10 protein-coding genes, 1 pseudogene, 1 riboswitch and 1 other annotated feature are annotated in these 14,741 nt (G+C 37.6%); of the genes and pseudogenes, 6 read left to right on the forward strand and 5 right to left on the reverse strand.

What is annotated here, in order from left to right:
- Positions 1-144: 144 nt before the first annotated feature.
- Complete coding sequence (locus ACQKNC_RS16935; RefSeq protein WP_427425930.1) at positions 145-1,713, reverse strand: PucR family transcriptional regulator; 1,569 nt, start codon at positions 1,711-1,713, stop codon at positions 145-147.
- 248 nt (positions 1,714-1,961) lie between these two features.
- Here ACQKNC_RS16935 and ACQKNC_RS16940 point away from each other — a divergent pair.
- The 3 genes and pseudogenes from ACQKNC_RS16940 to ACQKNC_RS16950 form a co-directional block, all read left to right on the forward strand.
- Positions 1,962-2,377: pseudogene (locus ACQKNC_RS16940) on the forward strand (GABA permease); the annotation flags it as partial.
- 24 nt (positions 2,378-2,401) lie between these two features.
- Positions 2,402-3,931: a CoA-acylating methylmalonate-semialdehyde dehydrogenase gene (locus ACQKNC_RS16945; protein ID WP_427425931.1), complete on the forward strand. Its 1,530-nt coding sequence runs from the start codon at positions 2,402-2,404 to the stop codon at positions 3,929-3,931.
- 24 nt (positions 3,932-3,955) lie between these two features.
- Complete coding sequence (locus tag ACQKNC_RS16950) at positions 3,956-5,317, forward strand: aspartate aminotransferase family protein (protein WP_427425932.1); 1,362 nt, start codon at positions 3,956-3,958, stop codon at positions 5,315-5,317.
- 174 nt (positions 5,318-5,491) lie between these two features.
- On the opposite strand, the gene ACQKNC_RS16955 is transcribed toward ACQKNC_RS16950, so the two are convergent.
- Positions 5,492-6,670 (reverse strand): FtsW/RodA/SpoVE family cell cycle protein, encoded by a 1,179-nt coding sequence (locus ACQKNC_RS16955; RefSeq protein WP_427425933.1) that lies wholly within the window; start codon positions 6,668-6,670, stop codon positions 5,492-5,494.
- Positions 6,671-7,064: 394 nt separating this feature from the next.
- On the opposite strand from ACQKNC_RS16955, the gene ACQKNC_RS16960 reads away from it, so the two are divergent.
- Both ACQKNC_RS16960 and ACQKNC_RS16965 read left to right on the forward strand, forming a co-directional pair.
- Positions 7,065-8,738 (forward strand): methyl-accepting chemotaxis protein, encoded by a 1,674-nt coding sequence (locus ACQKNC_RS16960; protein ID WP_427425934.1) that lies wholly within the window; start codon positions 7,065-7,067, stop codon positions 8,736-8,738.
- A gap of 440 nt (positions 8,739-9,178) precedes the next feature.
- On the forward strand, positions 9,179-10,132 hold the full coding sequence (locus ACQKNC_RS16965; RefSeq protein ID WP_427425935.1) for an L-threonine 3-dehydrogenase: 954 nt from the start codon (positions 9,179-9,181) through the stop codon (positions 10,130-10,132).
- A gap of 126 nt (positions 10,133-10,258) precedes the next feature.
- Here the strand turns inward: ACQKNC_RS16965 and ACQKNC_RS16970 are convergent, their stop codons facing one another.
- Positions 10,259-10,525, reverse strand: coding sequence for a hypothetical protein (locus ACQKNC_RS16970; protein ID WP_427425936.1), 267 nt, complete (start codon positions 10,523-10,525; stop codon positions 10,259-10,261).
- A gap of 275 nt (positions 10,526-10,800) precedes the next feature.
- Between ACQKNC_RS16970 and ACQKNC_RS16975 the strand changes: the two genes are divergently transcribed.
- Positions 10,801-12,426, forward strand: a complete 1,626-nt coding sequence (locus ACQKNC_RS16975) for a long-chain fatty acid--CoA ligase (protein ID WP_427425937.1) — start codon at positions 10,801-10,803, stop codon at positions 12,424-12,426.
- Between the two features lie 44 nt (positions 12,427-12,470).
- Here ACQKNC_RS16975 and trpB read toward each other — a convergent pair whose 3' ends face one another.
- Positions 12,471-13,634 carry a tryptophan synthase subunit beta gene (gene trpB, locus ACQKNC_RS16980; protein ID WP_427425938.1) on the reverse strand — a complete coding sequence of 388 codons (1,164 nt, stop codon included), beginning with the start codon at positions 13,632-13,634 and terminating at the stop codon, positions 12,471-12,473.
- Between the two features lie 58 nt (positions 13,635-13,692).
- Positions 13,693-13,892 (reverse strand) — a binding site (T-box leader).
- 73 nt (positions 13,893-13,965) lie between these two features.
- Entirely contained in the window at positions 13,966-14,448 is a 483-nt protein-coding gene (locus tag ACQKNC_RS16985; RefSeq protein WP_427425939.1) for a QueT transporter family protein, read from the reverse strand.
- 6 nt (positions 14,449-14,454) lie between these two features.
- A riboswitch (PreQ1 riboswitch) is annotated at positions 14,455-14,499 on the reverse strand.
- Positions 14,500-14,741: the final 242 nt, after the last annotated feature.

A 14,741-nucleotide genomic window follows, 5' to 3' on the forward strand; every position in this document is an offset into this window, starting at 1 on the left:
GGTGAACATCGCTGATAAACCGGTGAACATCGCTGATAAACCGGTGAACATCGCTGATAAACCGGTGAACATCGCTGATAAACCGGTGAACATCGCTGATAAACCGGTGAACATCGCCGCTAACCCCTGCCAACAACCAAGAAATTAATTTTTATCCTCAATTAAAGAATTAGCGAGCAACATAAATTCAAGTGTAATCCGATTATGGCCCTTCATGAAATTTTTCCCTAAGAGACTTTCAAGCTTTTTTAAACGATGATAGAGCGTTTGGCGCACGATGAACAGTTGATTGGCTGTTTGTTGTTTGGAGCCATTCGTTTGCAAGTATACTTGTAGAGTTTCTAATAGTTTGCTGTTATATTTTTTGTCATATTCAATAACAGGTTGCAAATAATCTTGAATTACTTCCTGTAAATTTACTTGCATCTGTAATTTATAGATGAGGTGATACAAATGTAAATCATCGTAAAAATAAGATGTTGTTTGTACTTTACTGCAAATATACAATGTTTCGAGTGCCGTTTGATAGCTCTTCGGGATTTCTTCTACGTCTGCAACGACTTTGCCGATTGCTACTTGATAACCTTGGACCATTTGTTTTTTATAAAAATCGGTTTTCTGAAGGGAAGAAACTAATGTATTTAATAATTCACGACTCGATTTACTATCCTTCGTATGGAGTAAAATAAAAATGACATAGCTTTTTCTTTCAAATAAAAATGGTATAAATCCATTTTGTTCGAAAAGATTTCGATAGTAGAGCTTACTATAGACAATATCCTCTTGTACCTTAGTGACTGCATTAGGAGTTGCTAAAATAAAAACAGCTCCGCTAGAAAGATTATAGTTAGAATGATAGGTTACGATAAATTTGTATATTTCCTCTTTCGATAGTTTTTGATCTATCCAGTCCGCTAAAATAGAGGCATCTTCAATGTCTCTTTTCTCTTCAATATAAAATTCTCTCATTAACAGTTGTGCTAACGCAGTAGCTGTACGGTCTAAGATAAGTAGTTCGAACTCTGAGAATCGACCATCTTCTCTATAGAGCGTTAAATCTGCATATTGCTGATCAAAAATAAAGATTGGCTCATTTTTAAATACGGGTGCTAATTTTTTCATCGTTAATAGTTCTTGGCGTTTTTTATACGGCATATTTGGAAAAAAGATAGGCTCTCGACCTTTAATAGAAAAGATAATTTGTGTCTTTAATTCGTTATACATATTTTGTAAAATTTCTTCTGCGGTTTGCCCTAATAGCGCGTTCTTATTTAATGTTTGAGAGTAGGATTCTAACGTAGAGATCATTAAATATTGTTGATTCATAATTTGACTATGTAAATCCTGTGTAATGCGGACAAAAGGAACCGTGTCATGAAAAACGATAATAGGGAAGCTGTGACGGTTGGCAAGGGATACAATTACTTCTGGGATGGTTTGTATGGAAGTCCCATATTCAATACACAATGCAGCGCAATTTTTTTTGATTAAGGATTCTACAAAAAAGATAAAATCCTCTATGCTATGCTGAAGGCTTATCCCTGTTGTTAAAACCAGTTCATCACCAGCTAGAAAATTATCTACCTGTATAATTTCAATGACATGAGCCCATTTTACAATTCGTAATAATCCATCCTCACCAGCTACGACCTCGGCGCTTTGAAAGTATGTATTTTCTAATACATCCCTCACTTGAAGCTTAAATTGGCTCATTTTTATCCTCCCTCCTTTTAACATAGACCATTTCCCGATTTTCTTATTGATGTGCGATTATTGCTTAAATAAGTAATAATATTATATTTTTAGAATGTTTAGTCTATTTTACATTATGTTTAAAACAAATGTATAGAATTTTACAGTTTGTCTATTACTTCGTTTCTATGTAACATGTAAAATTTTAGTAAGCGGTAATCCAATCTAATAAAAGAGGGGAGTTGATATGGAGCAACAAACGCATTTAAAAGGGTGCACCTGTTAATGCCATATTAACAGCGACATTCTTCTCTTATATTGCCGTTATTATGAACTATGTTTCACCAGATAAAGTATTTATGTTTTTACTTAGTTCATGCAATGCAATCACGTTGATTTTTTACTTAATCATTGCATTTTCTCAATTGAAAATGCGACGGAAAATTGAGAAAGAAAATCCGGAACTTTTAAAAGTTAAAATGTGGTTATTTCCGTATTTAACATATTTAACAATATTGGCTACAACAGCATTACTGATCTCTATGTTCTTCATCGAATCGATGCGATCACAAATTTAGTGATAGTAGTGATGGTTTTCTATTTAGTTACACAAAAGAAAAAATTGCTTAACCCAGTGGATGAAGCAAGTTCTATTTTCCGAAAGGAAGAATTGGATTTTGAATAACAATAAATGAGGAGTGGGGAAATTATGACAGTTCAGCAAAAAGTAAAAACGCTATCACATTTTATCAATGGTGTTGAAACAGCAGGTACTAGTGGCCGTTACTCGGAAGTTTATAATCCAACAACAGGAGAGGTCATTGCGCAAGTTCCGTTAGCGACTAGAGATGAGGTGAAGCAGGCTATCCAGCAAGCGAAGGCAGCTTTCCCTGCATGGAAAAAGACATCGATTGGTAAACGGGTTGAGGTTTTGCATCGTTTCCGTCAGTTATTAGTTGAAAGACAAGATGAGCTCATTGAGGTTATTTGTGAGGAAAGTGGGAAAACGAAGGAAGATGCAAAGGGCGAAATTGTTCGTGGCATTGAATCCGTAGATATGGCAATAAGTGCCCCGCAAATGCTGAAAGGGGAATATTCGGTTAATGTAGGCGGCGATATTAATGCCTTTTCTGCAAAAGCCCCACTTGGAGTTGTTGCAACAATTGCTCCATTTAATTTCCCTGTTATGGTTCCATTGGCAATTACAAGTATGGCGATTGCGGTTGGAAATGCAGTTATTTTAAAGCCGTCTGAGCGCGTACCAATCTCAGCCTTATATTTAAGTAACTTATGGAAAGAGGCGGGACTGCCAGACGGAATTTGGACAGTTGTTAATGGTGATAAAGAAGCGGTAAATGAGCTGTTAGAAAATAAAGAGATACAAGCAATTTCATTTGTTGGATCAACGCCTGTTGCGGAATATATTTACCAAACAGGGACGAAGCACAATAAGCGCGTCGCAGCATTTGGTGGTGGGAAGAACTTTATGATTGTCATGCCAGATGCAAATCTAGAGCAAACAGCTAATGCCTTTTTAGGTGCAGCATATGGAGCGGCATCTCAACGTTGTATGGCCATTTCAGGAGCAATCGTCGTTGGCAAAGATATTGAACAACGCTTTACAGAGATATTAAAGGAGAAAGTTTTAAAATTAAAAGTTGGTCCATATACAGATGACGAAGTAGACTTTGGCCCAGTTATTACGCAGCAATCAAAAGATACTATTCTTCGATATATCGACGGTGCTATTGCGGAGGGAGCCAATCTTGTAACTGACGGCCGAAATCCAAAAGTATGTGAAACATCGAAAGGCTTCTATCTTGGTCCGACATTATTAAATAATGTAACTCCAGAAATGACTATTTTTAAAGAGGAAGTTTTTGGTCCTGCGCGTATTGTTGTAGGCGTTGAAACCTTGCAAGAAGCTATTGATTTGATTAATGATCACGAACTTGGGAATGGTGTCACGATGTTTACGAGCAGCGGTTCGGCGGCGCGTAAATTCCAAGAAGAAATTGAAGTGGGTATGGTAGGCGTTAATGTTCCGATTCCGATTCCAGTTGGCTATCACAATTTTGGCGGATGGAAGCGGTCTAAGTTTGGTGAAGGGCATATGTTTGGACCAGACCAAGCACGATTCTTCACGAAAGCGAAAACGATTTCTGAACGTTGGCCGGATGAAACAGAGGATACGACAAGTTCATTTGCGTTCCCAAGCAATAACGATGTGAATAAGTGAAAAAACATAAAGGGGTGTATAGATATGGTTCAAGTAAATCTTAAAAATGATATTTTAAAGAAAGATGAACAATATGTATGGCATTCAATGAAACCCTACAATCCACAAGCAACGTATGTAGTAGAAAAATCAAATGGTGCGAGGATTGTTGATACAGATGGAGTTGAATACATCGATGCAATGGCAGGATTATGGTGTGTAAATGTAGGCTATGGACGCAAGGAATTAGCAGATGTTGCACATGAGCAGATGATGAAAAATGCATATGCTCCTTTATCGCAGGGACATTTACCAGCAGTTGAACTGGCTGAAAAGATTAATGAAATGCTTGGTGGAGATTATGTCATTTTCTTCTCTAATAGTGGGTCAGAGGCTAACGAAACAGCGTTTAAAATTGCGCGTCAGTATCATCAACAAAAAGGGGAAAGCTCTCGTTATAAAATTGTTTCTCGCTACCGTGCATATCACGGAAGTTCTTTTGGAGCATTGGCTGCGACAGGGCAAGCGGAACGAAAATATAAATATGAACCATTATCTCCTGGCTTTATCCATGTAGCACCACCTGACCAATATCGGGAACATGAAAGTGATACAATTGCTCCAACAGATTTAGCAAGCGTCAAGGCTGTAGACAAGACGATGACGTGGGAGCTAAGTGACACAATAGCCGCAATGATTTTAGAGCCAATTATTACAGGTGGGGGCGTCATTATGCCTCCGGAAAACTATTTAAGGGGCATTGAGGAAGTGTGTAAAAAACATGGAGCTTTAATGATTGTAGACGAGGTAATTTGTGGCTTTGGTCGAACAGGTAAGCCATTTGGATTCATGAATTACGGTGTGAAACCAGATATTATTACAATGGCAAAAGGGATTACAAGTGCCTATTTACCATTATCAGCTACAGCGGTAAAACGGGAAATTTATGAGGCATTCATTGGATCTGATGCATACGGTTATTTCCGTCATGTCAATACTTTTGGCGGATCACCAGTTGCATGTGCGGTCGCATTAAAAAATATTGAGATTCTTCAGCGAGAAGCATTATTTGAAAGATCTAGCGAGGTTGGAGCTGCTACTCTGCAAGCGCTTCAGCAAGCGTTGGAGAATCACCCGAACGTTGGGAATGTTCGAGGCAAAGGTTTATTAATTGGTATTGAGTTAGTTTCAGATAAAACGTCGAAGGAGCCTTTACCAGTAGATAAAGTAAATGCTGTTATCGCTGCATGTAAGGAGCAGGGTGTTATTATAGGTAAAAATGGTGCAACTGTTGCAGGCTTTAATAACGTATTAACATTATCTCCACCTCTTAATATTGTACAAGAGGATCTTGATACAATCATAAAAGTTGTCATTGATAGTATTCATAAAGTGAAGCTTAATTAGTGGTGTCTTGTAGATAAATTACTGCCTGTAAAAAAAGTAAAGCTGTCTCTTAAGTTAAAGTAGAAACTTTTGAGACAGCTTTTTGATTGTCTTATAGCATAGGAAAAGCGAGGCAGTATGAGTATGAACAACGCTCCTCCTGTTAGAAAAAGTATCATTCATACACAACTTCACCTACTCTTTTGTTGTTTTAAACAAGTAGCCACTATAAGAATTGTAGATAATCATCACAATGCCCATTAACATGAAATTTGATATGAGTGAACTTCCGCCATAGCTTAAAAATGGTAATGTCATACCTGTTACAGGTAAAAGTCCAATTGTCATCCCGATATTTTGTGTAATTTGGAAGGCTAATAAACTAGAGATACCTGCTCCCATCAACGTCATAAATGGGTCCCTTGCTTCTACTGTAATGAGAACAATACGGTAAATGACAAAAAATAAAAGAGCAATGACAAATGCCCCTCCAATGAACCCGAGCTCTTCAGCGATGTTTGCGAAAATGAAATCTGTATGCTTTTCTACGACATAGACATTATTGTTCATGTATCCCTTACCATTAAACCCTCCTGAACCTATTGCTAAAAATCCCTGCCTAGTTTGATAAGATGAATCCAGATGCTCATAAGGCTGCAACCAGCCATAAATGCGAGAAATTTGATGCCCTGATAATTTATTTAATATTTTATCTGTAAAAAATTCATTAAATTTTACATAAAGAATAACCACAACGCTGAGAATTGATACTGGAATGGCTGTAAAGATTATAAGCAATTTTCTTTGTATACCTGAAAAGAAAATCATCGGTATAATCATCGACATATAAATCATTGCCATGCCCGTATCAGGCTGCTTATAAACAGCAAGCGTAGGTGGAAGGGTGATAACAGCAATTATGAAGAGAAGCCGCATATCCGTTAAAAAGGTAGGGCGCACATATTTCTCTCGATGTGCAACAATGACCTTACTGACAACGATTAAAAGCGCGAACTTTAAAAACTCTGACGGTTGGAATGATCCTAACACTGGAACTTGGTACCAACGCTTCGCCTCATTTACAGTTCTAGCTATACTCTCGGGTGCAATAAATAAGCCAAATGTTAAAACGACCATCGCCCAATAAAATGGCCAGCCAATCTTTTTTAGTTGCTCAATATCAAGCGTCGCTACTCCATACATAATTAAAAATCCGATTAGATAATAAAAAAACTGCTTTATAATAAACGAGCTTGTATACTGCTCAAACACCGTACTACTGGAATGAACAAAGAGACAACTAATAATGCAAAGTAACATTAAGCTAACGACTAAACTTTTATCTAATTTATATATTTTATTTAATTCTAACATTCTAACACCTCCCTTAAAAACCAAACTATTAATAGAAAACGATAGAGATATACAGAAGGTTGCGAGTTAAATGAGTATTACAAAAATTAAAAATCTTAAACTAATTTTACTAATTATTTAATTTTATATTTGATTCTATTTGAGTAGTTTTGTGGATTACCAGCATAATGTTTTGTTTTTTTCTGGGCTCGTCAAATGGGGGTGCTTGGGGATACGAGTGTGTTAAAGAATAAAACGATTAATCATGAACACCTGAAACGGGATGTGTTGTTAAATATAATAATTTTCTGTTGAGATAATTTAGAAACTCTTCGTGCAATCTTTACAAAAACATAACACTGGCTTTACATCTTCATACTATCATTATTGGTAAGAGTTGGAGAAGGAGCCAAGGATGATGCATTTTTTTCGATACATAATGGTGAAGGACAAGTTACTTGTGCTGATGATTGTTTGTGTACTATCGAATGTATTGCTAGGTGTTTTTAGTGTTGATTATTTACGGAAAATGTCATGGCATGCAAGTGAAAGTTATACCGAAGGGCTTATACCGATTGGCTGGTTAAATGAGTTAGAGGAATCGCAACGAAATTTAGACTATTTAGTAGATTCAGCTGGGACTAATCAAGAAATGACAGCCATTTTAAAAAATGCTGAGCAGCCATTAGGTCATTTAGAAAGTCTAGAAATTGATAAAAAGATGAGTCATCAGGTGAAAAAAATTAAAACCTTACTAGCACAGCAGGTAGAATTGATTGATAGCTATCAGCAATTGAGTCAAAATGAACAACAACAATTTTATGCTCAGTCTTATTTACCTGTAAGTAAGCAAAGTCATACATTATTAGAAGAAACTCAAAGCTATTTGGTTCAGAGGGCAAAGGAACAGCAACAGGCATACCAAAAAGATGTTCAATTTGGTTATTGGTTATTAGGAGGAGTGTGTTTATTTGTTGTTTTGCTAGTAATCTGTATAGGATTTATAGCAGCAAAGGCAGTGAATATACCAACACGTCAATTGAAGTCATTATTAAAGCGTGCAGAGCAAGGTGATTTCACAGCGAGTGCCAGCTATGTGGCGCAGGATGAGCTTGGCGAAGTAGTATCGTCTTACAATCAAATGGTAACAGAAGTGAAAAGATTACTTCATACAGTATCAAACAGTGCACATGAGGTTGAAGGGATGACTGGGAAGCTGCAGGAATCCTCAGAGCAATCGTCTAACACGACGCACAAAATTGCAAAGGATGTGCAGTCAATTTCTGATTCAACTGCTGCTTCTACAAAAAAATTAGCTTCCAATACAGCATCTCTAGAGGAAGTGCTAAATGGAGTGCAAGTAATTTTAGAAAAAGTACAGGTTGTAGAAAATTTTGCTCATAAAACTGCGCGTGATGCAGAAAGCGGTACGGAAATTGTACAGGCAAATTTAACACAAATACAGGCTATTAAGCATGCAGTTGAGAAATCGAATACAGCCATTTTTAATCTTGTAGAGAGAGCAGCTACTATCGATCAAATGGTTGAGGTAATTGAAAAAATTACAGCGCAAACAAACCTTTTAGCCTTAAATGCATCTATTGAGGCTGCTAGAGCAGGGGAGCATGGTAAAGGATTTGCAATTGTGGCCAATGAAGTACGCAAGCTTGCGGAGCAGACAGTTCATTCAACACAAACAATTACGTCCATTGTACAAAACATTCATTTAGATTCTAGCTATGCTGTCCAAATGATGGAGGGTGTGTTAGTCGCAACTGAAAAGGGTGTGCAGGTGACAGGGGATACGGCAACAAGCTTTGATCATATTTTAGAAAAAGTACACACAATTAAGCCTTATATAATGGAAGTATCTGCAACTGTTCAAGAAATTGCTAATCATACGAAAAAGGTTAGTGAAGATGCGGTGATGTTAACATCATTTTCTGATACGAATGCGGCATCAACTAAAAATGTAGCTACGTTAACAGCCGATCAATTAACCGCGCAGCAGCAGTTCCATAATTATACAAAAGAGTTACATAAGGTATCAAAAGTTTTACAAATAGCCGTAAAACGTTTCTCAATCTAATAAGAACGAAAGGACCTTTCTTTGTATTCAAAGAAGGTTCTTTTTTGGCTCATCACCATAACGTTGGTTGATTTCCGTTCCTCTATTTGCTCACTCCATGGTCTCATCTGTGGCGCTGATCCCCAAGGAGTCGCCCAGTCTCCACTCCAATCAACTTATATCAATTTCGCCTCTGTTGCTATGAGTAAAAATGGACAAATGTACTTTTCGGATGTACATTTGTATTTCGTTTGTTTTTCTAGCACAATATTTTATAGGGCTCATATACTGGTAATAAAGGGTTTTACTCTATGTTTTTTAAATTATAAAATATGAAGGTTGTATTTTTAATAAGAACACATTATAATGAGATTCATCGGAAATGTTATTAAATCAATGTTTATTTATATAATATTGTACTCTCTGGTAGTACAATTGTTCATAGGTGGAGGTTCGGAGAAATGAAGAAGATAATGGTTACAGGAGCACTAGGTCAAATAGGTTCTGAGCTTGTAGAAAAGCTTCGTAGTATTTATGGAGAGGACAACGTGTTGGCGACAGATATTCGAAAGCTTGAACTTTCTAAGGGCCCATTTGAAGTATTGGACGTGACGGATGGACAAAGAATGCATGATTTAGCGAAAGATTTTGGTGCAGATACAATGATGCATTTAGCGGCGCTATTATCAGCAACAGCAGAAAAAAATCCGTTGCTGGCGTGGAATTTAAATATGGGTGGTTTAATGAATGCATTGGAGGTTTCACGTGAGTTAAACTTGCAATTTTTTACGCCGAGCTCAATAGGTGCGTTCGGTCCATCGACACCGAAGGATAATACGCCGCAGGATACATTGCAGCGTCCAACAACAATGTATGGGGTCAATAAAGTTGCAGGTGAGCTATTATGTGATTATTATTTCAATCGTTTTGGTGTAGATACTCGCGGTGTTCGTTTTCCAGGGTTAATTTCATACGTAACTCCTCCTGGAGGTGGTACGACAGACTATGCAGTAGAAATCTTCTATGAGGCGATCAAGCAAGGGAAGTACACATCTTATATTCAAGAAGGTACGTACATGGATATGATGTACATGCCAGATGCATTGCAGGCTATTGTAGATTTAATGGAAGCGGATAGTAGCAAACTAATACATCGGAATGCCTTTAATATCACTGCAATGAGCTTTGAGCCATCTCAAATTGCGGCGGAAATTAAAAAGCATTTGCCACATTTCCGTATGGATTATAATGTAGATCCAGTACGTCAAGCTATAGCAGATAGCTGGCCAAATTCTATAAATATAGACGCGGCACAGAAAGAATGGGGTTTTAAAGCACAATATGACTTAGCAAAAATGACAGTTGATATGCTAGAAAAATTAAAAATCAAACTACAAACAAAAGCTTGTTCATAAATAAGAATTCCTGAAAAAAGATGAAGAAAACAATATAGTTTTCTTCATCTTTTTTTGTTGGAGCATAAGATGGTCAAGGAAATCTCGGTAAATGCTGTGACACTTTAAATGGGATAATTTATGTTTTTAGACAATACACTTTCCTACAGGCGCGATTCTCATGTTGTTATCAGCGATCATTGACATTTTATCAGCGATTCTCATGTTGTTATCAGCGATTATTGGCGTTTTATCAGCGATTCTCATGTTGTTATCAGCGATCATTGACATTTTATCAGCGATTCTTATGTTGTTATCAGCGATCATTGACATTTTATCAGCGATTCTCATGTTGTTATCGGCGATTATTGGCGTTTTATCAGCGATTCTCATGTTGTTATCAGCGATCGGCATTGTAGCATCGAGCCGCTTATCGCTATCGCGCAGAAAACATCTGTTGGCTCCCGGGAAAGCGCCCAGTCGGAACCGAAATCAATATCACGTTATGCGAATGAGTTATTTTAGAAAATGTTTACAATAAAAAGAAAATTATTGGAATATATAGCGAAAATTATAATTTTAAAATATAATTATATTCAGAATATTAATAGTATTCAAATTAAATTTCTATTAATATTTCACAAGGGGAAAGATAGGGAGTTCACAAGACGAAGGGATGGATGGTTTTTATGATGCAAACGCCGTTAGTATTAACAAGCTTTTTTAAACGAGCAGAAACTTATTTTGCTAGAAAGACTATTGTTTCGCGGACGAGCCCACAGAAGATTCACCGTTTAACATATGGGGAATGGGCGAAAAGGACACGTCGCTTAGCAGATGCACTTACAAAGCTGGGGATGAAGAGAGGGATGAAGATTGGCTCTTTTGCCTGGAATCAGCATCGCCACTTAGAGGCATATTTTGCGGTACCGTGTTCTGGCGCTGTTTTACACATGGTGAATATTCGTTTATCAGAAGAGCATTTGATTTATATTATTAATCATGCAGAAGATGAGATTTTAATGATTGATGTGGATTTGTTACCAATCATTGAAAACATTGCGCCTGAGCTTAAGACAGTGAAACATTATATTATTATGACGGATGAGGATACTTTGCCAGAAACGACATTACCGAATGCATTATCATATGAAGATTTATTAGCAGCAGCAGATGAAAACTATCAATTCCCAGAGGATATAGGAGAAGAAGAGCCTGCTGGAATGTGCTATACAAGCGCTACAACAGGAAATCCAAAAGGGGTGGTTTATTCACATCGAGGTCTGGTACTACATAGTATGATGCTGAGTATGTCTGATTCAATGGGCATTTCTGAGCGTGATGTTGTGATGCCAATTGTACCAATGTTTCATGCTAATGCATGGGGATTACCATTTGCAAGTGTCAATGTAGGTGCTACACAGGTATTACCTGGTCCACAATTCACATCGGCAATAATTTTGGATTTAGTGGAGCAGGAGAAGATTACATTAACTGCTGGAGTGCCGACAATTTGGATTGGGGCGTTGCAGGAACAGGAGAAGCGTGAACGAGATATAAGTTCGCTACGTGCCATTTGTTGTGGTGGCTCTGCTTCACCAACTCGTCTTATTCGTACATTTGAAGAGCAATATGGCATTCCATATATTGTTGTATATGGGATGACTGAAACAACACCGATTGTAGCGTTATCGAATTATATGTCTTGGATGGATGACTGGCCAATTGAAAAGCGTATTGAATCGAGAGCAATGCAAGGAATGACGATGGCCGGTATTGAATCGAGTATTATTAATGACAATGGAGAGGTACCATGGGATGGAGAGACAATGGGTGAGTTACGCTTACGAGGTCCATGGATTTCACACGAGTATTATCGAGATGAACGGACAAATGATGCGTATCGAGATGGGTGGTTATATACCGGGGACATCGCGGTACGAACAGAGGATGGCTTTATCAAAATAACAGATCGTACAAAGGATTTAATTAAGTCGGGTGGGGAGTGGATATCCTCAGTTGATTTAGAAAATGCATTAATGACTCATGACGCTGTTTTGGAAGCAGCAGTTATTGCAATTCCGCATGTCAAATGGCAAGAACGCCCACTAGCTTGCGTGGTATTGAAGGAAGGCAAGTCAGCAAACGAAGAGGAGCTTCTTGCATTTTTAGAAAGCCAATTTGCAAAATGGTGGGTACCAGATGATGTAGTATTTTTAGATGAGATTCCAAAAACATCGGTTGGGAAGTTTTTGAAAGCTAAGCTTCGAGATAATGTGGCAGAAATTTATCCGAAATTAAGTTCATTCGTATAGGTAAAAGAGCGATTTCCACATAGGGAAGTCGCTCTTTCGTTTTTCTATTTATTTAACATTTGGAATACTTGTTCCACGTCTTTGTCTCCACGGCCAGAAATATTGATAATAATGCTCTCTTCCGAAGATAATGTTGGAGCAAGTTTTAGTGCATGAGCAACTGCGTGGGAGCTTTCAAGTGCAGGAATAATTCCTTCAACTTTTGACAGCACTTGGAATGCTTCAAGCACCTCTTCATTTGTCACTGTTACATATTCTCCACGACCAATTGTTTTTAAATAGCTATGTTCTGGACCAGCCCCAGGATAATCTAGTCCTGCAGCAATCGAATATGTTGGTAGTGGATTGCCCTCTGCATCTTGCAGTACTAAACATTTGAAGCCGTGTAATTCACCTGGTGTTCCTTCATTTAATGTTGCTGCTTTTTCAGGTTCAATGCCGATGAGGCGAACATTTTCATCTGAGATATACTCTGCAAAAGCACCAATTGCATTACTACCACCACCGACACAAGCAAGTATTGCTGCTGGTAGCTTTCCTTCTTTTTCCAAAATTTGTTCACGACTTTCACGGCTAATGACTGATTGGAAATGCTTCACCATTGAAGGGAATGGATGAGGCCCAACAGCAGAACCTAATAAATAGAAAGTCGTTTCATAGTTTTCTACTAAATCAGCAAATGCTTCATCCACTGCATCCTTTAGTCGCCCTTGGCCTTTATCAACTGCTACTACCTTTGCACCAAGAAGCTCCATACGGAACACATTTAATGCTTGACGCTTTGTATCCTCTAAACCCATATAAACTGTGCAATCCATTCCGAACATTGCGCAAGCAGTTGCTGTTGCTACTCCGTGCTGACCTGCACCTGTCTCGGCGATAACACGATTAGCACCCATGCGCTTTGCTAATAAAATCTGTCCAAGAACGTTGTTAATTTTATGTGAACCTGTATGGTTGAGATCCTCACGCTTTAAATAAATTTTTGCGCCACCTAATTGTTGTGTTAAATTTTCAGCAAAATAAAGTGGAGATTTGCGCCCAACATATTCACGGAAATAATAATCTAGCTCTTTGTTAAAGTCTTCATCGTCTTTGTATTTTTGGAAGTTTTCATCAAGAATACTTAATACATTTTGAAGCTCCTCAGGAACGAAGCTACCTCCAAATTCACCGAAATATCCCTTTTTCTCTGCTACTTTACTCATCTGCTCTCGACTCCTCTATCTAATTTTTCCACAAAAAAAGTCACTCCAATCCTTCTGTAAAAAGGACGAGTAACCGTGGTGCCACCTTAATTCGCAAAAATGCGCGCTTTCGTACTCCGGTAACGGGGAGTAAATTCGTCCTCACATTTGATGAGGCTGCTCCAAAGTCCATTCACAAGTATGTACTACTGATTTGCACCAATCATCAGCTCTCTTTAAGCACAACCGCTTGCTACTATTCTTTTTCCTAGCATTTATTGAAAAGAATTGTAAAATATTTTCAGAATATTGTCAAGGTATTAAAAAAAACGAATCTAAAAAGATCCGTCTGTTAAATCAAATTTTTGAAGTTTAAGCGTTTATTCAAGATATACATAATCGGTGCACCGACTGCTAAAACAACAAATTCACCTGCAGCGACAGTTAACCATGTCCAGAAGAATGGTAGTTCTAATGCTAAGTTCAATTCAAATGCGATGATAAACATAGTACATGTAAATAAAAACGTATTGATCACTAAACGTGCCCAAATATTTTTGACAAATTTACAAATAAGAATGAGCAACCCAAGGGTAATTATCGAATGGCCTACACCGAAAATTAAATCGTAGATGCCGAGTGGAGAAAATATATTGGAGATAAATACACCAATAATAATTCCAACGGCAAAACGTGGGTTAAAGGCAACTAAATGGTTAAACATTTCCGATAAACGAAACTGCACCTCTGTAAAGCCAAATGATCCGATCAGTAAAGTAACAGCAATGTAGAGTGCAGCAATAATACCACTCGTTGCTAAAAATTTTATTTTCATATTCATTTCTCCTTAGTTTTTTTACGTGGGATGGTTACGAACCACGTGAAGCAAATGCAATCATATCAATGTTCATGCTTATTTGTAAATAGCGATGAGCAAAAAAAAACGCAGAAATTCATAGTGCTAACGGTAATATTTAGCTCTTGTTCGTTGCTCATTAGTGTGTGCGTGATCAGGATTTGAATTTGGAATATAAGAAGGGGGGCTTGTAAACTTGCTTCTTTACATATGGAATGAAATGGGACTATAGATGAGAAGCAACCACTAAAGAAGAGTCCAGCCATATCAAA

This window comes from Lysinibacillus sp. NPDC094177, from assembly GCF_050279145.1.
GTDB lineage: Bacteria > Bacillota > Bacilli > Bacillales_A > Planococcaceae > Lysinibacillus.

Coding starts and splice junctions, on each gene's coding strand:
- ACQKNC_RS16935 (WP_427425930.1), bottom strand. CDS start 1,713: ATGAGCCAATTTAAGCTTCAAGTGAGGGATGTATTAGAAAATACATAC.
- ACQKNC_RS16945 (WP_427425931.1), top strand. CDS start 2,402: ATGACAGTTCAGCAAAAAGTAAAAACGCTATCACATTTTATCAATGGT.
- ACQKNC_RS16950 (WP_427425932.1), top strand. CDS start 3,956: ATGGTTCAAGTAAATCTTAAAAATGATATTTTAAAGAAAGATGAACAA.
- ACQKNC_RS16955 (WP_427425933.1), bottom strand. CDS start 6,670: ATGTTAGAATTAAATAAAATATATAAATTAGATAAAAGTTTAGTCGTT.
- ACQKNC_RS16960 (WP_427425934.1), top strand. CDS start 7,065: ATGATGCATTTTTTTCGATACATAATGGTGAAGGACAAGTTACTTGTG.
- ACQKNC_RS16965 (WP_427425935.1), top strand. CDS start 9,179: ATGAAGAAGATAATGGTTACAGGAGCACTAGGTCAAATAGGTTCTGAG.
- ACQKNC_RS16970 (WP_427425936.1), bottom strand. CDS start 10,525: ATGCCGATCGCTGATAACAACATGAGAATCGCTGATAAAACGCCAATA.
- ACQKNC_RS16975 (WP_427425937.1), top strand. CDS start 10,801: ATGATGCAAACGCCGTTAGTATTAACAAGCTTTTTTAAACGAGCAGAA.
- trpB (WP_427425938.1), bottom strand. CDS start 13,634: ATGAGTAAAGTAGCAGAGAAAAAGGGATATTTCGGTGAATTTGGAGGT.
- ACQKNC_RS16985 (WP_427425939.1), bottom strand. CDS start 14,448: ATGAAAATAAAATTTTTAGCAACGAGTGGTATTATTGCTGCACTCTAC.